Below are 20,925 nucleotides of genomic sequence, written 5' to 3' on the forward strand. Positions count from 1 at the left end.
CGCTGGTCCACTCTTAAGTTGGGGAATGCGGATCTGAGCCGTTCTTAGGTTGGGACGCCGAGTTGGCAAAAATCGCGGCACGCGCGTTTTCAGTCACTTAGCGCGCCGGCCTTAAGTTGGCCCGACAAAGGCCATTCATACGGAAAACCGCCCAGCCGCATCAGCTGGTGGCTCGCCGGGACGTTCCCGTCCTTGTTCAGCCTTGCATCCGGTTGACGGCCCGCAGCAGCTCCAGCTTCGAATGCACGTCGAGTTTCAGGTAAACCGATGCCAGTTGGTTCCGGACGGTGGAGACGCTGACGCCGAGCTGTCGCGCGATGTCGCGCTGCCTGGCTCCTCCCGCATAGAGGCGGGCCACCCGTGCCTCCGCTGGCGACAACCCGAATGTCCCGCGGCGCGGTGCAACGGCAAAGAGGCGACGGTCACCCAGGAACCACACCGTGAACTCATCGTCTCCCAGATTGAGCGTGCCGAGGTCACCTCGTTGCAACGGTTCCAGCTGGGGCGGCAATCTGGGACCCAACCACCCGGGCGCGATCGCGCGGAGAGCTCGCGTGAAGTCCTGGCCCGAGGCATGCAAGACGCCGGCGGCGTCGGCGACCGCGTAGCTGTCGTACCCATGGAACCCGGACGCCGAGCCGTCGGCTGCGGCACGATAGTGATGGGCGATCTGGGACTGCCCCCAGGCGTCGATCAGGTGCGGCGCGAGGGCCTCCACTAGATCCCGTTCCGCGTCGCCGAACGGCCATCCCGGATCGGCTCGGAACAGAAAGATCAGCTCGCCGATATCCGTGGTCGGATTCCTGTCGACGATCCCAAGGGAATGCTCGATCCCGACGGGCTTCGAGTACTGTCGATAAATGTCCGTCCGCTCGTAGGCCTCGCGACGCATCAAGTCTTCGGGCCGAAAGGCCCGTCCCGGCTCGGACACGGCGGCATTGCGAACAAAATCCTGTTCCTGCCATTCCGCCGCGTAGGCCATCAGGGACGGCGCCGCCAGATCGACGACGCTGACGCTCAGCATCTCGTTGGTCGAGTGAAGGCCGGAACCCCAGACGGCAGAGTCGAATGGCAGCAACGCGCGCAGTCGGCGGAGGGTCGCCTCTTTGAAGCTCTCGAAAGGGTGACTGAACACCCCCTGATAGACCTCCGCGATGGCGGACTGGAGGGGGTTGGGAAACCTGCTGTCCGTCACGTTCGATCCACGCTGGGGCGAATTCTGCTCTCCTGCTTAAGATCTTTCCCCAGGCGCCTCCAGAGTGTTGCGGCGCCGAGCCCGGCAGGAGTGATGACTTGGTGGCCTGTCGCGCCCCGCTGGCCAGCTCGCAGGTCGGACACCCGCTTTTGGGATGTTTGCACTATGGAGAAGGCGCAGGCCCTGGGTTCGAATGGCGGACATTTGAGCATCAGGGGTCAACTGCAGTGAACCAGACACTCACCGGAGCCGCGCTCGGCTCCCTCCTCGGGCTCGCCGCACTCGGGGCGCCGCACGGGGCGGCCGCCGAGACGCTGTACTCGACCGACTTCAGCGGCCCAGCCGCGGTCGCGGGCGGCGTAACCGCCGTCGTCGATGCGGGCGGCGGCGTGGTGCAGAATGTCGGTGCGGGCGTGCCGGGCTATTACACCGGCGACGTGTTCCGCAACGCCACCGGCGGCAGCGGGTCGCCGGGCGATGTGTCGTCCTGGTCGCTGTCGGGCATCGGGGCGCACGACCTGATCGACGTGAGCTTCACCCTGGCCTTCCTCGACTCCTGGGACAGCGACAACGGGTCTCCCTCGCCGGACGACTTGCAGATCTTCCTGGACGACGTCGAAGTCCTGCGCCTGACGTCGGCCGGCGCGAGCGGAACCAACGTCTTCCTGGGCGGCGGGACAGAGGTAGCGTTCGGCGCGCTCTTCAACTCCGCCGGCTTCTTCTACGACCAGGATCGCATCGTAGACATGTCGACCGCCCCGGCGCTGCGCTTCGCGCACACGGCATCGACCCTCAAGCTTTCGATCCGCGCGAGCGGCGCCGGCTGGCAGGGCGGCGATGACGAAAGCTGGGGCATCGATAATCTGACGATCACCAGCCTGTCGCGCGCCGGCGCCGTGCCCGAGCCTGCGACCTGGGCGATGATGATCCTGGGCTTCGGCGGGGTCGGCGCCACGGTCCGCCGCCGCCGTCTGCGACTGGCCTGACGTGCGGCAGACGGAGCGGCAGGCGGCGTCCTAGGCCGGTCTGACACGACCGCCGCTCATGGCGGTTGACCGGAGGGTGAGGCGCTCCATAAGCATAGCTCTCTAAGCAATTGGAGAGCAGCCTTGTCCCTGTACGACTTCGGCAGCCGGGTCCTGAAGAGCGAGCCGCTGTGCGTGGCGGCGTTCGAGGTGGGTGGGGAGATCATGGCCTTGGGCCAGTCGCCCTGGCGCAACCGGCGGGTGGGCTATGTCACTGGCGGGCGGTTCGAAGGGCCGCGGCTCAAGGGCGAGATCCTGCCCGGCGGCGGCAACTGGTCGGAAAGCGGCGCGGGCGAAGACGGCGCGGCGGTCGGCACGTTCGATGCGCGGGTGGTCTGGAAGACCGACGATGGGGCGTTGATCTACGTCACCTACACCGGCCGCAGCGTGATCCCCGCGGATGTCGGCGCCGCCTTCCGCGATCCGACCCAGCCGCACGTGGATCCGGGCCGCTACCGTATCCGCATCGCGCCGGTCTTCGAGACGGCCGATCCCCGCTATGCATGGCTCAACGGCGTCCTTGCGGTGGGGTGCGGCGAGCGGACCAGAACGGGCATCGACCACTTCATGTACGCCATCGGCTGAGCCTGCGACCGTCCATCTCTTTGACAATCCGCCACAACCGCCCCACTGAGCTCGGGTGGCTTTGCGAGGTGTTCGGGGCGTGACGGCGGAAGACGATGTCAGGCACATGCTGCTGTCGCTGCTGCGGGGCTTCTACTGGTTCGACGAGGGCCTGCAGAACTACCTCCAGGCGCGGGGCTGGCCGGTGGTGACGCGGCCGCAGTCGATGGTCATGGCCAACCTGGTGCTAGGCGTGCGCCGCCCCTCCGACATCGCCCGCAACATGGGGGTCAGCCGCCAGGCGATCCACGCCACTATCAACCAGATGGTCGAGCTGGGCATCGTCGAGCTGGTGGATGATCCCAGCAACGGCCGGGTCAAGATCATCGCCCCGACCAAGATGGGCGAGACCATGCGCATTGATGCGCAGGCCTCCATGGTGCTGATGGGCGAAGAACTGGGCCGGCGTCTGGGCCGCGCGCAGTTCCTGAAGGCGGCGCACCTGCTGAACGAGGACTGGGGTCCGCCGATGACTTTCACCCCGCAGGATGTGGCGAACGACGCCTAGCTAGCGCTTGGCTTCCACCCAGTCGCAGATCAGGTTTGCTGCGGCCTCGCGAACCTGTCGGCTGTCCTCGAAATAGTGCTCGCCGGTGATGAGCTGGAGGTCCTTGTCCGAGGTTCCGAGGTTGTCGAAGATGATCCGGGCGTCTGAAGGGAACACTCCGGTGTCGGCCAGGCCCTGCACCACCAGAGCCGGCTGGGTGATCTTGGCCAGCTGGTCGGCGCCGCGGCACTTGGAGGCCTCCAGGCTCCACATGCTGAGCCAGGTCTTCAGGTTGTTGGCCCGACCGATCGAGGGTGTGCGGTTCGCAACCGCCGGATGGCCGCGGTAGCACATCGGGGTCTTGCGCTCGGACGGATCGATCGAGCCATCCATCATCCGCAGGTCGCCCCAGCAGCGGAACAGCGGGAACAGGCGGTCGGGCACGCCGGCGTCGTTCAACCGCTTCAGCTCGGCCTTGGCCCAGTCGGTGATGCGCTGGTTGCGGGCGCGCTGCGCGGCGCGGTAGCGGGTGATGAACTCCGGCGAATAGGGCGGCCCGTTGTCGGGGTTGAAGGGATTGAGGCTCTCGTCGGTGGCGACCGGGTCCCACTCGTCGACGACCGAGGCGTCCATCCAGTCGGTCAGCACCTCGGGCCGCCCCTGGTGGGCGTTGAAGGAGATGTAGAGATCGCCGGCGGGCAGCGTGTTCAGGGCCTCGACGCCAGGGCCGCTCAGGAGGTCGCCCAAGGTGGGGGCGATGGCCTCGGCCTGGTAGGCGCCCATCAGCGAGCCGCCGCCGGAGTTGCCCAGGATGACCACGGTCTCGACGCCGGCGACCTCCTTCAGCCAGCGCACGCCCACGCCGATGTCGATCACCGCGTGCTCCAGCAGGAACTGATCCTCGGCGCCGCGGTAACGGGTGTTCCAGCCCAGGAAGCCGAAGCCGCGCGAGGCGATGTACGGCGCGAGATAGTGCTCGGAGAAATCGACGTTGTAATGCGTCGCGATGAAGGCGGTCTTGGGCCGCCCCCCCTTCGGCGTCGTGTAGATGCCCTGGCAGGGATGGCCGCCGGCCATGATGCGCGGCGAGGTCGGCGACACCACGCCGATGAACTCCCGGTCCGCCTTGGCCAACAGATCGCTGTCGTCGATGATCACCCGTTCTCTCCCCTCGCGTTAGGTCCGGCCTATTGACCGAGCGACCGCTTGGCGGCTCGCACAATGCTTCGTAAGCTAATCAATATCCCCGATCCAGAGACAACCGGAGTGAGCCGCTTCCATGCAGGCATTGATGCAGGATTGGTCGCTGACCCTCGACAAGATCTTCGATCACGCGGCTCGCTGGCACGGCGACCGCGAAGTGGTGACCCGGTCGGTGGAGGGCCCCATCGTCCGCGCCACCTATGCCGGGCTTCACCGGCGCGCCAAGCAGGTGTCGGATGGCTTGAAGGAGATGGGGATCCGGCCCGGTGATCGCGTCGCGACCATGGGCTGGAATTCTGATCGCCACCTGGAGGTCTGGTACGGGACCGTCGGCATCGGGGCGGTGCTGCACACCCTCAACCCGCGGCTGTTCCCGGAGCAGATCGTCTACATCGCCAACCACGCCGAAGACACGGTGCTGTTCGCCGACCCGGCCTGCGCGCCGCTGCTGGCGGAGATCCTGCCGCAGTGCCCGACGATCAAGCGGGTGATCTTCCTGGACGCGGAATACGAGGCCTGGCTGGAGGGCCGGCCGGCAGATGCGGCCTGGGGCGGGTTCGAGGAGAGCACGGCGGCCGGGCTCTGCTACACCTCCGGCACGACCGGAAACCCCAAGGGCGTACTCTACGGCCACCGGTCGAACTACCTGCACGCCATGATGACGCTGCAGCCCGACGCCCTGAACCTGTCGGCGCGGGATACGGTGCTGCTGATCGTGCCGATGTACCACGCCAACGCCTGGGGGGTGATGTACTCGGCCCCCATGGTCGGGGCGAAGCTGGTGCTGCCGGGCCAGAAGCTGGACGGCGCCTCGCTGCACGAGTTGATGGAGACCGAGGGCGTCACCTACTCCGCCGGCGTGCCGACCATCTGGCAGATGCTGCTGGCCCACCTCAAGGAGACGGGCGGCAAGCTTACCAGCCTGCAGCGGGTGACCGTGGGCGGCGCGGCCTGTCCCGAGAGCATCATCCGCACGCTGCGCGACGACTATGGCGTGGACGTGATCCAGGGCTGGGGCATGACCGAGACCTCGCCGCTCGCCACCGTCTCGACTCCCTCGCCGAAGGTCGCCGCCCTGCCGTTCGAACAGCAGCTTCCCTACAAGCTCAAGCAGGGCCGGCTGATCTGCAACCTGGACCTCAAGCTGGTGGACGACGCGGGGAACCGCCTGCCCCACGACGGCAAGACCTTCGGGCGGCTGATGATCAAGGGGCCCACCATCGCCAGCGGCTACTATGGTTCCGAGCACAACAGCGCGGTCGACGACGAAGGCTTCTTCGACACCGGCGACGTCTCCACCCTCGACGCCGACGGCTACATGCAGATCACCGACCGGGCGAAGGACGTCATCAAGTCAGGCGGCGAATGGATCAGCTCCATCGACGTGGAGAACATCGCCGTCGGCCATCCCAAGGCGGCCCTCTGCGCGGTGCTGGGCGTGGTGCACCCCAAGTGGGATGAGCGGCCTATCCTGCTGGTGCAGCTCGAACCGGGCCAGACCGCGGGAAAGCAGGAGTTCCTGGACTTCCTGGACGGCAAGATCGCCCGCTGGTGGATGCCCGACGACGTCCTGTTCGTAGACGAGATCCCGCTGGGCCCCACCGGCAAGATCGACAAGAAGCTGCTGCGGACCCGCCTGACCGGCTACGAACTGCCATTCGATCCCGGGTTGAAGCGGTAGGGGCGGAGTTCGCCTCTACCGCCGAGCCCCGTCAGCCGGCCCCCTCGAGACAGGTCAACAGTCCCGGGTGGCTTCCCGCCCCAGCAGCGCCCCGGCGGCGCCGCCGATGATCGTTCCCTGCGCCCGGTCGCGGCCCTGGTCGAGCTCGCGCCCGATCAACGCGCCGGCCGCGGCGCCGACGATCGTGCCCGTCGTCCCGCTGCGGCAACCCCGGCGGCGCTCATAGACGCGGTGCTCGACATACCGCTCCCGGTACGCCGGCGCGTAGTCGGACCGATAGCGGTATTCAGGTTCGTAGTGGCTGTGGTGATGACGATGCTTGTGGTGTCCTCGCTTCTTCCCGTCAGCCAGAGCCTGGGACGGCAGGACGGTCATCGCGGCCGCCACGAACGCGGCGCCCATCATCAGTTTGCGCATTTGTCTCTCCCGGAGCCCCGACCTCCCCCACCTTTTCATGAGGTCGCTGGCGCCAATCTGACGCGGCAATTCAGGTGATGTTCATCTGGCGCGGAAGGCGTGTCGCCATAGACCCGACGGCAGGGAGGATGGTCCGTGCCGTATAGGCGCGTCGCCACCCTTCCCGACCTGGCGGACGAGCCGCCCCTAATGCAACGGCGGCTGCACCCGCTCCGCCAACTCGATGACCCGCGCCGCCAGGCCGCCAAGAAGCTGCGCCGGCAGCGCCTCCTTGAGGGCCCAGTTCTCGTCGAAGGCGCCGTGGGCGAAGGGGACGAGGACCTGTTCGGTAGCGACCAGGGTCTGCACCGTGCCCAGGATCTGGCGCATGTGGGTGATGCCGCGCAGGCCGCCGAAGGGGCTGATGGAGGCGGCCATCAGCCCCGCAACCTTGCCGCGGAAGGCGCTAAGCGCGGTAAGCGGCTCGCCGTCCGTGGGCCGCGAGACCCAGTCGATGGCGTTCTTCAGCACGCCGCTGACCGAGCCGTTGTATTCGGGGGTGGCGATCAGGAAGCCGTGGTGCGCGCGAAAGAGAGCCTTCAGCTCCCGCGCAGCCGGGGGAAAGGCGGAGGTCTCCAGGTCGCCGTCGTAGAGCGGCAGGGCGAAGTCCTTCAGCCGGATCTCCCTCACCTCCGCGCCGCGGGCCCGGGCTTCCTTGACCGCCAGATCGAGCAGGGCCTGGTTCAGCGATCCGTTGCGGGTGCTGCCGGCGAAGGCGAGAAGCTTGGCGGTCATGAGCGTTCCATCATGCAGCCGAGTCCGATGGGATATCTTCGCCGACGTCGGCCGTCAGGTTGCGGCCGACCTGGGTCAGCGCCTTGCGCAAGACCGCGACCTCGTCCGGGGTGAGACCCGCCAGGGCCACGGCGTTGACCTCCGCGACCGCGGGCAGCAGCACCGCCTCCAGGGCCCGAGCCTCCGGCGTCAGGAAGACGTGAACCTTGCGGCGGTCCTCCAGGCTCTTCTGCCGGGTCACGAAGCCTGAGCGCTCCAGGCTCTTGAGCGCGATCACGGTGGTAGGCTCACGCATGCCGACGCGGCGGGAAAGCTCGCGCTGGGTGAGGCCGTCCTCGCGCCACAGCACACGCAGGAATCGCCACTGGCCGCTGGAGACGCCGTGCGGCGCCGTGCGGACCTCCAGCGCCCGGGAAAAGGCCCGGAAGGCGATGCGGGTCAGATAGCCGATGCTGTTGGTCGGGTCGGCGTAGAATTTGGTGTCGTTCATGCGTCGACCATTCCACCACGGCCCGGGCGCGGCAATCGCCGCCCGGCTTCATTGACAGGCCCGGAGCCTCTGCCTACGCAATAGATAGAATACTAATCTTTTGGAACCCCCCATGCTGCTTCCCGGCCTGCCGCTGCTGCCCACCACCATCGTCGGCAGCTATCCCCAGCCGGACTGGCTGATCGACCGGGAGGGTCTGAAGAGCCGGCTCCCGCCGCGGGTGCGAGCGCAGGAGCTGTGGCGGATCAAGGACCCGCGCGAACTGGCTGACGCGCAGGCGGCGGCGACCCTGGTGGCCATCAGCGACCAGAAGCTGGCGGGCATCGACATCGTGGGCGACGGCGAGATGCGGCGGGAGAGCTATTCCAACCGCCTAGCCACCGCCCTGGGTGGGATCGAGACCGACCCGCCCGGGATGGCCATGGACCGCACCGGCGCCATGAACCCCGTGCCGCGCGTGGCCGGGCCGATCCGCAGGCTGGGCCCCATCGAGGCGCAGGACGCCGCGTTCCTGAAGGCGCGGGCGGGCGGGCCGGTGAAGATCACCATCCCCGGCCCCTTCACCATGACCCAGCAGGCGCAGAACGATCACTATCCGGACGCGCGGAGCCTGGCGCTGGACTATGCGGACGCGGTGAACGCCGAGATGCGCGACCTTTTCGCCGCCGGCTGCGACATCGTCCAGCTGGATGAGCCGTACCTGCAGGCCAAGGCCGACGAGGCGCGCAGTTTCGCCATCGAGGCGATCAACCGCGCGGTGAAGGGCGTGGGCGCGATCACCGCCCTGCACATCTGCTTCGGGTACGCCCATGTCCACCAGGGGGCGTCGAAGCCCGGCGGCTACGCCTTCCTTGAGGAGCTGGAGGCCTCGGACGTCGACATCATCTCCATCGAAGCCGCCCAGCCGAACCTGGACCCGCAGATCCTCCGCGAGCTGCCGACAAAGCACATCATGTACGGGGTCATCGACCTGAACGACCCCAAGGTGGAGAGCGCCGAGACCGTGGCGGGCCGCATCCGCCGCGCCCTGCCCCATATCGACGCCGAGCGGCTGATCATCGCCCCGGACTGCGGGATGAAATACCAGAGCCGGGAGGTCGCGTTCGGCAAGCTGAAGGCCATGGCCGACGGCGCGGCGATCGTGCGGCGGGAGCTGGCGGGATAGGCAAAAGCGGGGCCCACCTCGTCTGAATCCGCTGTTACGCCGTACAAGGGGTTCCCGAGCTTCACCGGAGACCACCTTCGAATGCCCGCCCCGCGTCTCGCCCCCTCGCTGGCCCTGACCCTCGCCCTGCTGGCGCCCGCGCCCGCCCTGGCCCAGACCGCGGCCGACCAGATGCTGGCCACGGCCCAGAAGATCCGCGCCAGCGTCGAGCAGCTGAAGGACAAGCTGCCGGCCGAGCAGCAGGCCCAGATGCTCAAGCAGGCGGACGAGATCGAGCAACAGGTGCGGGACGGAGCCTATGCCGGCGCCGTCGCGCCGCCAAAGGAGCCGAGCCTATCGGAGCGGCTGATGGCCACGCACGGACGCCTTGAATGGCTGTCCACCGAGGCCGCCTGCGCGGGCTACACCCAGGAGAACTATTCGACCTTCCGCTTCTCCAGCGCCATCAACGAACGCGACACCCATTGCCGCAACGCCTACGGCCACTGGGCCACCTACCTGCGCGTCACCCGCAACGGCGAGGGAGCTGAGGCGGCGGAACAGGCGCTGTTCTACTACGACGCGGCGGCGTGGCGCGCGGTGACGTTCTACGGGCGGAAGTGACATGCACAAAACCTTGCTCGCCTCAGCGGCCCTGGCGCTGAGCCTCATGCTCGCCGCCCCTGCGACGGCGCAGACCGACGCGGCGCTGCGCGTGGCCATCTTGCAGGACGACCCGGGGGCCATCGCACGGGCCGTCCGCGCGGGCGCCGATCCGCGCGCCCTCGGGGAAAACGGCTCGCCGCTCGCGATCGCAGCGATGTCGGGAAAGGCGCGCGCGGTCCGCGCGCTGCTCGACCTTGGCGCTGATCCTGCGGCCCCGGGCCCGAATGGCGGGAACGCCCTGAGCGCCGCCTTTTTCGCCATGAACGGCGTAGCCCTGCTCGGGCGCGACGAGGCGCCGGAACCGGCGCGGAGGGCAGCGGCGCTGGAGGTGTTGCGAACAATCGCCGCCCGGGGCGTAGGGCTCGACATCCTGATGCGCCTGGGCCCCACCAGCATGACGCCGCTGATGCAGGCGGCCGAGGCCGGGGCTCTGGACGTGGTGGAAATCCTGCTGCAGGCCGGCGCCAATCCGAACGCCGTGAACGGCGGCCGCTATTCGGCCCTCGACTACGCGGTCGACCGGGCGCCGTCCTGGGCCGCCTTGCCCCAGGACCAGCGCGCGCAGATCGTCCGTGCGCTGCTGGCGAAGGGCGCGCGCAGAGATCGGGCGGGCGCAGACGGGGTTACGCCCCTGGCCCGCGCGCGCCGGACCGGCAATGCGGACGTGATCGCCGCGCTCGAGGGGGGCTGAGCCTTAGGCCTTTTCCGTCAGCCAGGCCGCGAGTAGCGGGTTTGTGGTGTGAGGCATCTCCAGCGTCGGCAGGTTGCCGCGGTCGGGTCTCCTGGTAGCGGGCATGCGGGACGCCGGCCGACGCGGCCGCGCGGCGTCCGGTGACGTTCTACGGGCGGAAGTAGGCCATCGGCCTCAGGCGCGCGCGTCCCGCTCGTTCAGAGCCGCCAGGGCGCGCCAGCGGGCGGCCGACAGCTCGTGCTTCTCGCGCACATTGTCCAGTACGCAGGTCTCCGCGAGCGCGGTCGCCTCGGCGGCGCGCGTGTTGTAGGCGGCCGATTTCATGTCGCGGGTAAGCATGGCGTCAGCGCCCTCCGACGGGGGTCATCGGCGCAGCAGCGCTGAGTGTTGAGGCAGGAGGGGTCATGAGACCTCGCAGCGGCGCCGCGCCGGGAAGGATCGACCGCTTGGCTGGCGGCATGCGCCCGGCGGCGCCTGTCGTAGATGGGGTGTCCGGAGAGCAATAGCCAGGGCGCCACCAACAGCTTCGCCATGCGTTTGCAGCAGTATGGACGCCATGCCCGCCCCCGAACGCTACGAGGCCGTCGTCGTGGGCGCGGGCCCGGCGGGCCTTACCGCCGCAACCTATCTCGGTCGTTTCCGCCGCCGCGTGCTGGTGTTGGACGGCGGCCCCTCCCGCGCCACCTGGATTCCCGAGAGCCACAACACCCCCGGCTTCCCGCGCGGTATCGGCGGGGATGAGCTGCTGGCCCGGTTGCGAGACCAGGCAGAGGAATATGGCGCCGTCATCCGACCCGGCCGCGTGGAACGGCTCGAGTCCGTCCCCGCGGGGTTTCGGCTGGAGGTCGGCGGCGTGCGGTTCGAGGCGCCCACGGCCCTGCTCGCGACGGGTGTGGTCGACCGTCTGCCCGACATTCCGGGCCTGGAGGCCGCGATCAGAAGGGGACAGGTCCGCATGTGCCCGATCTGCGACGCCTACGAGGCCACGGACGCCAGGATCGCGGTGCTGGGTTCCGGGCCGCTGGCCCAGCGCGAAGCCGATTTCCTGCGCACCTATAGCCCGGACGTCACCGTCCTGATCGTTGGCGAGGCGGAGGACGCGCCCAGGGACGCGGCGCGCATCGCCCTTTCCGACCTTCGGTTCGAGCGGGACCAGGTGGTGCTGTCGGGCGCGGACGGCGAAACGCCCTTCGACTACCTGTACCTGGCCCTGGGCTGCGCGAGCCAGGCCGCCCTCGCCTGCGCGCTGGGCGCGCGTCAGGACGAGAGGGGCGACCTCGTGGTGGACTCGCACCAGATGACCACGGTCGAGGGGCTCTATGCGGCCGGCGACGTCGTTCGGGGCCTGAACCAGATCGCGGTGGCGGCGGGCGAGGCGGCGATCGCGGCGACGGCCATGCACAACCGCCTGCGCCGGGCCTGACTGCCGCGCCGTTTCAGGCCTGTTGGGCCAACCAGGCCGCTAGCAAGCGGTTGGTCGTCTGCGGCTTTTCCAGGGTGGGCAGGTGGCCGCAGTCGGGGATCTCCTCGAAGCGGGCATACGGGATGCCGCCGACGATCTCGTTCACGTGGGCCCCCGTGGTGATGCCGTCCTCGGCGCCCCGGATCACCAGGGTCGGAGCTCGGATGGCGCCTAATGAGGGTCGGCTGTCCGGACGGGTCATGATGGCGCGCTGCTGGCGCAGGAAGGTCTCGGCTCCCGTGTCGGCGGCCATGCGGCGCACCACCGTCAGTAGCGGCGCGTCTTCGCGGCGGGCGGGATGGACCAGGATCGGGATCCGCTCCTCCACCACCTCGGCGAAGCGCCCGTCTTCGACGAGGCGGATATAGCCCTGCCGGCGCTCGGTCTGGGCCGGGCCGTCGTTGGGAGCCAGCGTGGCGATGAGAACCAGGCTGATCACCCGCTGCGGTGCCTGGCGCATGACCTCGAAGGCGGTGAAGCCGCCCAGGGCGTGGGCGACCAGGTGGAAGCGGTCGGGCGCCTCCGCCAGCAGGCGGGTCGCCATGCCGGAAACGGTTTCGTCCCGGGTGTGGTCGGCGAAACGCAGGTCGTAGTCGTCCGACAGGGCCACCGCCTGGGGCGCCCAGCAATCGATGGTGAGCAGCTGGCCGGAGGCGAAGACGACGGCGGGACGGGGCATCTCTCAAACCACCTGGTTCAGGAGCGGTTCGCCAGCCTGGAGCCGACGGATGTTCTCGAAGGCGGCGGCGAGGCTGCGGTCCAGGGTCTCGGGCGTCAGCCACGCCTGGTGCGGCGCCACCACCACATTGGGCAGGCCCAGCAGCGGGTTCTCCGGGTCCACCGGCTCCTGGTCGAAAACGTCCAGGCCCGCGCCGCGGAGACGCCCGGAGACCAGGGCCGAGACCAGCGCCGGCTCGTCCACCAGCCCGCCGCGCGCGGTGTTGATCAGAATGGCGCCGGGCTTCATGGCGGCCAGGGCGCGGGCGTCGATCATCCGCTCGGTCTGCGGCGTCAGGGGTAGGTGAAGGGAAACGATGTCGGCTGTCTCCAGCAGCTCGTCCAGGCCCACGAAACGGCCAGGCAGGTCCGGCTTGGCGCTGCGGGCGGTGTAGATCACCGTCGCGCCCAGGGCTTCCAGCGCCGTCCCCAGCCGCGAGGCCGAGCCGCCGTAGCCCACGAAGCCCACTGTGCGGCCGCAGAGCTCGCCGACGCCGTCGATGAGATCCGGGTCCGGGGTCCAGCCCTGCCCCTGGCGGGTGAGCGGATCGAGGTAGGACAGCCGGCGCAGCACCGACAGCATCAGGGCGAGCGCCATCTCGGCGACGGCCTGGCTGTTGGTCCCGGGCATGTTGGAGACCGCAACCCCGGCCGCCCGGCAGGCCTCCAGGTCGATGGTGTTAACCCCCACGCCTAGCTTCTGGACCAGCCGCAGGTCGGGGGCGCCGGCAATCATCTCGGCGGTGACCGGCTTCAGCACGTGCAGCAGGACCTCCGCGTCCGCGATCTCCCGTGTGAAGGCTGCGTCGTCGAACTCGTCGACGACGAGGGCCTGGATCCCGGCCGTGCGCGCGTAGCCGTCCAGCATGGCGCGGAATCCGGCCGAGGCCCGATAGTGCAGGACCGCCTTCACGCGAGCCCCGCCGCGACGCTGGCTGCGAAGGCGGAACGGCCGGCGAAGACGGCATCCGCGCCCATGGCCTCCTCGATCCGCAGCAGCTCGTTCCACTTGGCCATCCGCTCCGAGCGCGAGAAGCTGCCGACCTTGATCTGGCCCGCGTCCCAGCCGGTGGCGAGGTGGGCGATGGAGACGTCCTCGGTCTCGCCCGACCGCGCCGAGACGATGGCGCCCCAGCCGAGGTCCTTCGCCGCGTCCAGAGCGGCTTTGGCGCGGGTGACGGTGCCGGCCTGGTTCACCTTCACCAGCACTGCGTTACCGGCCTGGGCGGCAGCGGCCTTGCCGACCCGGTCGGCGTTGGTGACCAGGATATCGTCGCCGATGAGCTGGACCCGCTCGCCGTAGGCCCGGGTAGCGAGCGCGAAGCCTTCGAGGTCGTCCTGGCTGACCGGATCCTCGATGGACAGGATGGGAAAGCGGCGCACCCAATCGGCCACCCGTTCGACCATCGCCTCGCGGCCGAACTCGGCGCCGTCCAGGCCCAGGCGGTAGCGCCCGTCGCCGCTGTCGAGTTCGTTGGCGGCCACGTCCAGGGAGATGAAGACGTCCTCGCCCGGACGGTGACCCGACATCTCGATGGACGTCACCAGGGCGGTCAGCGCGTCCTCGTTGGAGTCGAACATCGGCCACCAGCCGCCCTCGTCGGCGGCGCCGGCCAGACGGCCGGTGTCCGCCATCAGCCGGCCTGCGGCGCGGAAGACGTCGGCGGTGATCTCGAACGCCTCGCGGATCGTGGCCGCGCGCGGCGTCATGATCATGAAGTCCTGGACGTCGGTCCGCCGGCCCGCATGGGCGCCGCCGCCGAAGATCTGGATCTCGGGCAGCGGGATCCGCACGCGCCGCCCCTGCGCCAGGTGCGCCCAGAGCGGCAAGCCCTCCGCAGCCGCGGCGGCGTGCAGGGCGGCCAGGGAGACGGCTACCGTCGCGTTGCCGCCCAGCCGGGCGAGGTTCGGCGTGCCGTCGGCGGCGGTCATGGCCGCATCCAGCCCCGCCTGGTCCGCGGCGTCGCGGCCGGTCAGCAGGCGGGCGATCTCGCCGTTCACAGCCGCGACGGCCTTCTCGACGCCCAGGCCGCCGAACCGTTCGCCCCCATCGCGTAGGTCGATGGCCTCGTGCGCGCCGCGCGAGGCGCCGGCGGGCGCCATGGCCCGGCCCGTCGCGCCACCGGCCAGGGTCACCTCGGCTTCCACGGTCGGACGGCCGCGGCTGTCCCAGATCTGGCGGCCGCGGACCGCGGCGATGGTCGTCTTCATCTCGTCCCCAGGGCTTCCTTCCAGACGGCGGCCAGGGCGGCCATGGCCGGCGTGCCCTCCGCCACCAGCCGCTTCGCCACGTCGCGGACGAACCCCTTGTCCTCCGGGGTCCGCACGTAGTCGGCGGGCGACTTGCCATCCACGCGCGCCAGCAGGATCGCGGCGGCGAGCGGCGCGGCGCGGCTGTCGAGGTCGGCGGGGCTCTCCCACGCCACCCCGGGCAGATAGGCGCGCTGCAGGGCGTAGAAGGCGTCGAGGTAGGCCGAGGCGTGATCGGGCTTCCAGACGCACTTCAGCAGCAGGTGCGCCGAGCAGAAGGCGAGGTCGAAGGCCGGGTCGCCGTACCACGCGCATTCGGCGTCCAGCAGCACCGGACCATCAGGACCGTGCAGGATGTTCTTGGGGCTGACGTCGCCGTGCACCAGGGCGATCCGCGCCGCCGCGGTCCGGTCCGCCAGGGGGATCAGCCGATGCGCAAGGGCCGGGTGGACCTCGGCGCAGCGGCGCAGGAAGGGCGCCAGGCGCAGGTCCTCGAACAGGGCGGTCGTCTCGAACCGCGCCGCGATCTCGGGCGAGCCCGCCGTGCCGGCATGGATGGTCGCCAGCATCCGGCCCACCTGCCCGGCGAAGCCTGCATCCACCCGGCCGGCGGCCAGTTCCGGCTTCCAGACGGGATGAGTCTGCGGGTCGTAGAAGCTCATGACGAACAGGTTCCGGGACCTGTCTTCAAACAGAATCTCGGGGACCGCGGCCCCGGCGAACCGGCGGGCGGTGCGGAGCCATTCCACTTCATACTGTGACCGTATGACCGGGGCGCGCCAGTCGGCGGCGACGCGGAGCCTGGCCAGGGCGCGCTTGACGCAGACGGGGCCGGCCGGGGTGTCCAGGCGGAAGACGTCGCTGGAGACGCCGCCGGTCAGGCACTCCAGGCGCGGCCGGGCGTCCGGCGCGAGATAGCCGGCCGCTTTCAGGGCCTCGACGATTTCGGTTTCCGATGGCACGGTATAGATAGTTAGAACCCTAAGCGAAATTGGTCCAGCGGCGCCGGGAAGCGTCAATCAAATTGACGCCCATCTCCGCCAGGCGTTTACTGGAGCCAACGAAGATCGGGCGTGCGCCCGACAGGAGGACGTCATGGCCACCCCGACCAATCGCGAATTCGACATCCGCGGCGTGAACCATCTGGCCTTGGTCTGCAAGGACATGGCGCGCACGGTGGAATTCTATCGCGATATCCTCGGGATGCCGCTGGTGAAGACGCTCGACCTGCCGGGCGGGCGCGGCCAGCACTTCTTCTTCGACATCGGCAACGGCGATTCGCTGGCCTTCTTCTGGTTCCCGAACGCGCCGGAAGCGGTTCCCGGGATCTCGGCGCCCGCGGACCTGCCCGGCGGCGGCGACATCCGTTCGGCCCACGGCTCGATGAACCACATCGCCTTCAACATCCCCGCCGAGAAGTTCGACGAATACGTCGAGAAGCTGAAGGCCAAGGGGGTCAAGCTGGGCGTCGTACTGAACCACGACAACTCCGAGACCCAGGTGTCCGCCGAGGTCACCGACGATGTGTTCGTGCGCTCGGTCTACTTCTGGGATCCGGACGGCGTGATGCTGGAGTTCGCCTCCTGGACCCATACCGGCTTCACCGAACGGGACGTCGCCCACGAGGCGGTGGACGCCGAGGGAAAGAAGTCGCGCCCGGTGGTCCTCAAGGCCGAGAAGGCCCTGGCCGCCAACGACGCCAAGGCCCTCGAGACCGCGAAGTAGAGGCGCCCCTCCCCTAGCGGGAGGCGCGGGGCGGGCCCCGATTGACAGCAACACTTAGTAATCTAATTATAGGCCATCGATAACGCGGGAGGCGCGGATGTTTCCCTTCGCCGCCGATCTCATCGACCCGAGCGCCACCGCGCCCTGCCCGCCGCCAGTCAAGACCACCAGGACGCGAGGAACGCGTCCCCACGACCAAACCTAGAAGCAGAGCTCCGATCGGTTCAGAGCGTCAAGTAAATTGACACTTTTGGCCGGTCGGCGCAGATATCCGCGACAACGTTCGACCAACAGAACGCCAAGAACCAATCCAGAGGGGGAAGCGGCGATGATCGCCCGTATTCTGCTATCCACGACGATGCTGGTGAGCCTGTGCGCGGGCCAGGCCATGGCCGCCGAGGCCGACGAGCCGCAGCCGACCCTGGGCGAGGTGGTCGTCACGGCCCAGAAGCGGACCGAGAAGCTGCAGGACGTGCCGATCTCGATGGAGGTCGTCTCGGGCGAGAAGCTCTCGGACTTCGCCACCAACGACTTCAAGCAGATGGTGAAGTTCACGCCGAACGTGTCGGTCGAGACCACCGCGGGCAACGACACCATCTATATCCGCGGCTTCGGCTCGCCGCCGGCGAACTTCTCGTTCGACCAGGCCGTCAGCCTCTACATGGACGGCGTCTACGCCGGCCGTAACCGCCAGGCCCAGGCGCCGTTCTTCGACCTGCAGCGGGTGGAAGTGCTGCGCGGCCCGCAAGGCGCGCTCTTCGGCAAGAACACCCCGGCCGGCGCGGTCAGCATTGTCTCGGCCGGCCCCACGTCGTCGTTCGAAGGCGGTGTGACCGCGCTCTACAACTTCGATCTCGAGGGCCCGGAAGTGTCGGGCTACGTCTCCGGCCCGATCACCGACACCCTGGGCGCGCGCCTGGCGGTGAAGCTCGTCGACCAGGACGGCTACATCAAGAACCTGGCGACGGGGAAGCACGACCCGGCCAACAAGATGGCCCTGGCGCGCCTGACCCTGCGCTACGCGCCGACCGAGACCTTCGACTACACGCTGAAGACCGAGTTCTCGGACCGCGAGGTGCGGGGCGGCCTGACGGTGTCGAGCCCGCTGACCACGGGCCAGCAGCCGCACAAGACCCGCTACCTGCAGCAATCGGCCCTGGGTCCGGAAGGCACGAAGGCGACGTCCTGGCTGGTGTCGGGCACCGGGAACCTGTCGCTGGGCGAGTTCACCCTGACCTCGGTCACCGGCTATTCGTTCTTCCGCTCCAACATCATCAACGGCTTCGACCAGACGATCCCGGGCACGGGCGGCGCCCTCACGCCCAACAGCGTCTACAACAGCTATCCCGAGCACTTCCGGCAGTGGTCGCAGGAGATCCGCCTGCTCTCCCCCACCGGGCGGACGTTCGAGTACGTGGTCGGCGCCTACTACGACACCGCGCTGTACCAGCTCACCCAGCTGGGCGGCTTCAACATCGCCTCGCTGAACTACTTCGGCCTGCTCAACACCGAGTTCCGCCAGCGCAGCGAGACGATTTCCGCCTTCGCCCAGGGCACCTTCAACGTCACCGACGACCTGCGGCTGATGGGCAGCCTGCGCTACACCACCGTCGACAAGCGCGGCCACTTCTACGGCAAGCTGCTGTACGGGCCCTTCGCCCTGCGGCCGGTGAACACGGTGGCCAACGGCAAGATCAACAACGAGGACAACTGGGACCCGTCGGTCACCGTCCAGTACGACATCGCCCCGCAGATCATGGTGTACGCCACCTACGGGCGCGGCTCGAAGTCCGGCGGCTTCGTGTCCAACACCTACGGCACCACCAACGCGACCTTCGCCTACAAGCCGGAGAAGTCCGAAAACATCGAGGCGGGGATCAAGTCGACCCTGGCAGACGGCCGCATGGTGCTGAACGTCTCGGTCTACGACACCAGTTTCAAGAACCTGCAGGTCTCGGTCTACAACCCGACGATCTCGGCCTACCAGACGGGCAATGCGGCCAACGCCAGCTCCAAGGGGATCGAGGGGTCGGCGGCGTTCTATCCGTTCCGCGGCTTCGACTTCACCTTCGCCGCCGCCTACCAGGACGCCAAGTACGACGACTATCCCGGCGCGGCCTGCCTGGCGACGCAGCCGATCACGGCGTGCAACCCGGCGGTCCCGGCCAGCATCGCGGCCAACAACATCAAGGGCGCGCCCCTGCCCTACACCTCGAAGTTCAGCTTCAGCGCCCAGGGCCACTACCGGTTCGAGTTCGGCAACGACATGGCGCTGGACACCACCATCGCCCTGCACGGGCGCTCGAAATACTTCAACAGCGACAACCAGAGCCCGCTGTACGGCCGCCAGAAGGGCTACGCCAAGCTGGACGCCCGTATCCAGTACGGGCCGATGGACGAGCGCTGGCACGTGGCCGTGGTCGGCAAGAACCTGAACGACGAACTGACCACCGGCAGCGCCTTCGCCCTGCCCGCCCCGATCACGGCCTCGCCTCGCGCCATCCTCTACCTCGAAGAGGGCCGCAGCATCGCCGTCGAGGCGGGCCTGAAGTTCTGATCCGATACGGGCGGCGGGCGGCTCCGAAGAGGGGGCGCCCGCCGCCCGACGCGTTCGTGGGGACGAAGCCGATGATCGACGTCCACTTCGTGCCGACGCCCAACGGGCACAAGGTCAGCATCATGCTGGCGGAGACCGGCCTGCCGCACCGGCTGATCCCCTACGACATGCTGGCCGGAGATCACCTGAAGCCCGAGTTCCGGCGGGTGAACCCCAACCACCGCCTGCCCGCGATCCTGGACCACGATCCCATCGGCGGCGGCGCGCCCTTTGCGGTCATGGAGTCCGGCGCGATCCTGCTCTACCTCTCCGAGAAGGCCGGCGGCGCCTTCGTCCCGCCCGACCCGCGCGGCCGCTCGCTCTGCCTGCAGTGGCTGATGTGGCAGATGTCGGGGCTGGGCCCGTCCCACGGCCAGGCGCACCACTTCGTCCGCTACGCCCCCGAGGGCCAGGACTACGGCGTCGCCCGCTACACCAACGAGGCCCGGCGCCTGCTGGCGGTCCTGGACCGGCGCCTGGGCGAGGCGCAGTACCTGGCCGGCGACGACTATTCGGTGGCCGACATGGCGGCCTGGCCCTGGGTGCGCGCCACCCGCGCCATCGCCCTCAGCCTGGAGCCCTATGCGAACATCGGCCGCTGGTTCGCCGCGGTCGGCGCGCGGCCCGCCGTGGTCCAGGGCACCGAGGTCAAGAATGCGCCGAACCTGTCGAGCCTGCGCCCCACCCTGACGCCGGAGCAGTGGTCCAATCTGTTCGGCGAGAACATGCTGAAGAGCAGCGAGGCGTGAGCCGAGGCCCACTCCCCTCTAGCTGCTCGTCATCCCCGGGCTCGTCCCGGGGATCCAGAAGCGCGGGCGTCGACGGGTTTGCCTGGGCGTTCGGCGCATCTGGATGGCCGGGACAGGCCCGGCCATGACGAACGAAGAGGAAATGACTTCACCCGCCCTCGTCGTGACCCCACTGACGTTCGATCCGGCCGTCCACGTGGCGCACGGCCACCCAGTCGCCGCCGGGGAGGCTGTCGTCCTCGACCATGTCGATCACGGCGGCGGCGATGTCCTCCGGCATGCACATCGCGTTGTTGGCGAGGATCGGGGCCATCCAGGGCGCGTAGTCGCCGTCCGCCCCGGTCTTCTTCAGGATCGGCGTCTTGGTCAGGCCCGGCAGGACGCCGCAGACGCGGACGTTCCAGCTCTCCTTCAGCCCGGCGCAGCAGCGGGTGAACATCATCACGCCGGCCTTGGTGGTGGCGTACATGGCGTCCGAGAATCCCTTGCCCAGGGCGACCGTGGAGACGGTGTTCACGATGACGCCGCCGCCGCGGTCGCGCATCGCCTGGGCGGCGATCTGGGTCGCCGCGACCAGGGAGGTCAGGTTCACGTCGATGATCCATTGAAGGCGCTCGATCGGCGCCTCGGGGAACTGCGGCGCGCCCATCACGACGCCGGCGTTGTTGTAGAGCACGTCGTAGCCGCCGGCTTCGGCCAGGGCGGCCATCCAGGCCTGGACGGCCTGGAGGTCGGCGAGGTCGACGGTCCAGGCGCGGACGCGGGTCTGATAGCCGAGCTCGTCGATGAGGCGCGCGGTCTCGCCCATGCCCGATGTGTCCACGTCGGCGATGTGGATCACGCTGGCCCGCCGCTGGGCGAAGGCCAGGGCCGCGGCCCGGCCGATCCCCGCCGCCGCCCCGGTGACGACGCATGTCCTGCCCTCGATATCCATGGCGTTCCATCCCTCTGTCCGTTTGGCCGCCAGCCTAGTCCGGACCGAACCTAACCGTAAACTTCATTGACACTCGCGGGGCCCGCCATAGGGTT

Annotated in this window: 22 protein-coding genes; 11 read left to right on the plus strand and 11 right to left on the minus strand. The window is 68.9% G+C overall.

The window, feature by feature from the left end:
- Window positions 1–196: 196 nt before the first annotated feature.
- Window positions 197–1,195 carry a LuxR C-terminal-related transcriptional regulator gene (locus tag A2790_RS02330; protein WP_293387191.1) on the minus strand — a complete coding sequence of 333 codons (999 nt, stop codon included), beginning with the start codon at window positions 1,193–1,195 and terminating at the stop codon, window positions 197–199.
- A 227-nt stretch (window positions 1,196–1,422) separates the two neighbouring features.
- On the opposite strand from A2790_RS02330, the gene A2790_RS02335 reads away from it, so the two are divergent.
- From A2790_RS02335 to A2790_RS02345, 3 genes are all read left to right on the plus strand, one after another.
- A complete protein-coding gene (locus tag A2790_RS02335; RefSeq protein ID WP_293387193.1) occupies window positions 1,423–2,181 on the plus strand; it encodes a PEPxxWA-CTERM sorting domain-containing protein in 759 nt (252 codons plus the stop codon).
- Window positions 2,182–2,304: 123 nt separating this feature from the next.
- On the plus strand, window positions 2,305–2,805 hold the full coding sequence (locus A2790_RS02340) for a DUF3237 domain-containing protein (RefSeq protein ID WP_293387195.1): 501 nt from the start codon (window positions 2,305–2,307) through the stop codon (window positions 2,803–2,805).
- A 79-nt stretch (window positions 2,806–2,884) separates the two neighbouring features.
- The gene (locus tag A2790_RS02345) at window positions 2,885–3,352 is read left to right on the plus strand and encodes a helix-turn-helix domain-containing protein (RefSeq protein WP_293387197.1); all 468 of its coding nucleotides are present in this window, start codon (window positions 2,885–2,887) and stop codon (window positions 3,350–3,352) included.
- On the opposite strand, the gene A2790_RS02350 is transcribed toward A2790_RS02345, so the two are convergent.
- Entirely contained in the window at window positions 3,353–4,489 is a 1,137-nt protein-coding gene (locus A2790_RS02350; protein WP_293387199.1) for a hypothetical protein, read from the minus strand. It lies immediately after the preceding gene.
- A 121-nt stretch (window positions 4,490–4,610) separates the two neighbouring features.
- On the opposite strand from A2790_RS02350, the gene A2790_RS02355 reads away from it, so the two are divergent.
- Complete coding sequence (locus A2790_RS02355; protein WP_293387201.1) at window positions 4,611–6,215, plus strand: long-chain-fatty-acid--CoA ligase; 1,605 nt, start codon at window positions 4,611–4,613, stop codon at window positions 6,213–6,215.
- 54 nt (window positions 6,216–6,269) lie between these two features.
- On the opposite strand, the gene A2790_RS02360 is transcribed toward A2790_RS02355, so the two are convergent.
- The 3 genes from A2790_RS02360 to A2790_RS02370 form a co-directional block, all read right to left on the minus strand.
- On the minus strand, window positions 6,270–6,632 hold the full coding sequence (locus A2790_RS02360) for a glycine zipper 2TM domain-containing protein (protein ID WP_293387203.1): 363 nt from the start codon (window positions 6,630–6,632) through the stop codon (window positions 6,270–6,272).
- Window positions 6,633–6,818: 186 nt separating this feature from the next.
- Window positions 6,819–7,406, minus strand: a complete 588-nt coding sequence (locus A2790_RS02365) for an NAD(P)H-dependent oxidoreductase (RefSeq protein ID WP_293387205.1) — start codon at window positions 7,404–7,406, stop codon at window positions 6,819–6,821.
- 10 nt (window positions 7,407–7,416) lie between these two features.
- On the minus strand, window positions 7,417–7,896 hold the full coding sequence (locus A2790_RS02370) for a MarR family transcriptional regulator (RefSeq protein WP_293387207.1): 480 nt from the start codon (window positions 7,894–7,896) through the stop codon (window positions 7,417–7,419).
- A 112-nt stretch (window positions 7,897–8,008) separates the two neighbouring features.
- Between A2790_RS02370 and A2790_RS02375 the strand changes: the two genes are divergently transcribed.
- The 3 genes from A2790_RS02375 (at window position 8,009) to A2790_RS02385 (ending at window position 10,397) form a co-directional block, all read left to right on the plus strand.
- Window positions 8,009–9,061 carry a hypothetical protein gene (locus tag A2790_RS02375; protein WP_293387209.1) on the plus strand — a complete coding sequence of 351 codons (1,053 nt, stop codon included), beginning with the start codon at window positions 8,009–8,011 and terminating at the stop codon, window positions 9,059–9,061.
- Window positions 9,062–9,142: 81 nt separating this feature from the next.
- A complete protein-coding gene (locus tag A2790_RS02380; protein ID WP_293387211.1) occupies window positions 9,143–9,664 on the plus strand; it encodes a hypothetical protein in 522 nt (173 codons plus the stop codon).
- 1 nt (window position 9,665) lies between these two features.
- Complete coding sequence (locus A2790_RS02385) at window positions 9,666–10,397, plus strand: ankyrin repeat domain-containing protein (RefSeq protein ID WP_293387213.1); 732 nt, start codon at window positions 9,666–9,668, stop codon at window positions 10,395–10,397.
- A 174-nt stretch (window positions 10,398–10,571) separates the two neighbouring features.
- Here the strand turns inward: A2790_RS02385 and A2790_RS02390 are convergent, their stop codons facing one another.
- Entirely contained in the window at window positions 10,572–10,736 is a 165-nt protein-coding gene (locus A2790_RS02390) for a hypothetical protein (protein ID WP_293387215.1), read from the minus strand.
- Between the two features lie 217 nt (window positions 10,737–10,953).
- Here A2790_RS02390 and A2790_RS02395 point away from each other — a divergent pair, with 217 nt between their 5' ends.
- The gene (locus A2790_RS02395) at window positions 10,954–11,820 is read left to right on the plus strand and encodes an NAD(P)/FAD-dependent oxidoreductase (protein ID WP_293387217.1); all 867 of its coding nucleotides are present in this window, start codon (window positions 10,954–10,956) and stop codon (window positions 11,818–11,820) included.
- Between the two features lie 13 nt (window positions 11,821–11,833).
- Here A2790_RS02395 and A2790_RS02400 read toward each other — a convergent pair whose 3' ends face one another.
- The 4 genes from A2790_RS02400 to A2790_RS02415 are packed head-to-tail and all read right to left on the minus strand — an operon-like array spanning window position 11,834 to window position 15,788.
- On the minus strand, window positions 11,834–12,538 hold the full coding sequence (locus tag A2790_RS02400; RefSeq protein WP_293387219.1) for an alpha/beta fold hydrolase: 705 nt from the start codon (window positions 12,536–12,538) through the stop codon (window positions 11,834–11,836).
- Between the two features lie 3 nt (window positions 12,539–12,541).
- The gene (locus A2790_RS02405; RefSeq protein WP_293387221.1) at window positions 12,542–13,489 is read right to left on the minus strand and encodes a 2-hydroxyacid dehydrogenase; all 948 of its coding nucleotides are present in this window, start codon (window positions 13,487–13,489) and stop codon (window positions 12,542–12,544) included.
- Window positions 13,486–14,787: a phosphopyruvate hydratase gene (gene eno, locus A2790_RS02410; protein WP_293387223.1), complete on the minus strand. Its 1,302-nt coding sequence runs from the start codon at window positions 14,785–14,787 to the stop codon at window positions 13,486–13,488. Before eno ends, A2790_RS02405 begins: the two co-directional genes overlap by 4 nt.
- Window positions 14,784–15,788 carry an aminoglycoside phosphotransferase family protein gene (locus A2790_RS02415; RefSeq protein WP_293387225.1) on the minus strand — a complete coding sequence of 335 codons (1,005 nt, stop codon included), beginning with the start codon at window positions 15,786–15,788 and terminating at the stop codon, window positions 14,784–14,786. Before A2790_RS02415 ends, eno begins: the two co-directional genes overlap by 4 nt.
- Before the next feature lie 133 nt (window positions 15,789–15,921).
- Here A2790_RS02415 and A2790_RS02420 point away from each other — a divergent pair, with 133 nt between their 5' ends.
- From A2790_RS02420 to A2790_RS02430, 3 genes are all read left to right on the plus strand, one after another.
- Complete coding sequence (locus A2790_RS02420; protein WP_293387227.1) at window positions 15,922–16,551, plus strand: VOC family protein; 630 nt, start codon at window positions 15,922–15,924, stop codon at window positions 16,549–16,551.
- 328 nt (window positions 16,552–16,879) lie between these two features.
- Window positions 16,880–19,108 (plus strand): TonB-dependent receptor, encoded by a 2,229-nt coding sequence (locus A2790_RS02425; RefSeq protein WP_293387229.1) that lies wholly within the window; start codon window positions 16,880–16,882, stop codon window positions 19,106–19,108.
- A gap of 71 nt (window positions 19,109–19,179) precedes the next feature.
- Window positions 19,180–19,896, plus strand: coding sequence for a glutathione S-transferase N-terminal domain-containing protein (locus A2790_RS02430; RefSeq protein ID WP_293387231.1), 717 nt, complete (start codon window positions 19,180–19,182; stop codon window positions 19,894–19,896).
- Between the two features lie 148 nt (window positions 19,897–20,044).
- On the opposite strand, the gene A2790_RS02435 is transcribed toward A2790_RS02430, so the two are convergent.
- The gene (locus A2790_RS02435; protein WP_293387233.1) at window positions 20,045–20,830 is read right to left on the minus strand and encodes an SDR family oxidoreductase; all 786 of its coding nucleotides are present in this window, start codon (window positions 20,828–20,830) and stop codon (window positions 20,045–20,047) included.
- Window positions 20,831–20,925 lie beyond the last annotated feature (95 nt).

This window comes from Phenylobacterium sp. RIFCSPHIGHO2_01_FULL_69_31 (genome assembly GCF_001824475.1).
Classification (GTDB): Bacteria; Pseudomonadota; Alphaproteobacteria; order Caulobacterales; family Caulobacteraceae; genus Phenylobacterium.

Bases quoted from the DNA above. Each gene is read 5' to 3' on its own strand.
- A2790_RS02360 (WP_293387203.1), bottom strand. From the start codon at position 6,632: ATGCGCAAACTGATGATGGGCGCCGCGTTCGTGGCGGCCGCGATGACC.
- A2790_RS02355 (WP_293387201.1), top strand. From the start codon at position 4,611: ATGCAGGCATTGATGCAGGATTGGTCGCTGACCCTCGACAAGATCTTC.
- A2790_RS02430 (WP_293387231.1), top strand. From the start codon at position 19,180: ATGATCGACGTCCACTTCGTGCCGACGCCCAACGGGCACAAGGTCAGC.
- A2790_RS02435 (WP_293387233.1), bottom strand. From the start codon at position 20,830: ATGGATATCGAGGGCAGGACATGCGTCGTCACCGGGGCGGCGGCGGGG.
- A2790_RS02395 (WP_293387217.1), top strand. From the start codon at position 10,954: ATGCCCGCCCCCGAACGCTACGAGGCCGTCGTCGTGGGCGCGGGCCCG.
- eno (WP_293387223.1), bottom strand. From the start codon at position 14,787: ATGAAGACGACCATCGCCGCGGTCCGCGGCCGCCAGATCTGGGACAGC.
- A2790_RS02390 (WP_293387215.1), bottom strand. From the start codon at position 10,736: ATGCTTACCCGCGACATGAAATCGGCCGCCTACAACACGCGCGCCGCC.
- A2790_RS02375 (WP_293387209.1), top strand. From the start codon at position 8,009: ATGCTGCTTCCCGGCCTGCCGCTGCTGCCCACCACCATCGTCGGCAGC.
- A2790_RS02385 (WP_293387213.1), top strand. From the start codon at position 9,666: ATGCACAAAACCTTGCTCGCCTCAGCGGCCCTGGCGCTGAGCCTCATG.
- A2790_RS02380 (WP_293387211.1), top strand. From the start codon at position 9,143: ATGCCCGCCCCGCGTCTCGCCCCCTCGCTGGCCCTGACCCTCGCCCTG.
- A2790_RS02365 (WP_293387205.1), bottom strand. From the start codon at position 7,406: ATGACCGCCAAGCTTCTCGCCTTCGCCGGCAGCACCCGCAACGGATCG.
- A2790_RS02370 (WP_293387207.1), bottom strand. From the start codon at position 7,896: ATGAACGACACCAAATTCTACGCCGACCCGACCAACAGCATCGGCTAT.
- A2790_RS02400 (WP_293387219.1), bottom strand. From the start codon at position 12,538: ATGCCCCGTCCCGCCGTCGTCTTCGCCTCCGGCCAGCTGCTCACCATC.
- A2790_RS02425 (WP_293387229.1), top strand. From the start codon at position 16,880: ATGATCGCCCGTATTCTGCTATCCACGACGATGCTGGTGAGCCTGTGC.
- A2790_RS02420 (WP_293387227.1), top strand. From the start codon at position 15,922: ATGGCCACCCCGACCAATCGCGAATTCGACATCCGCGGCGTGAACCAT.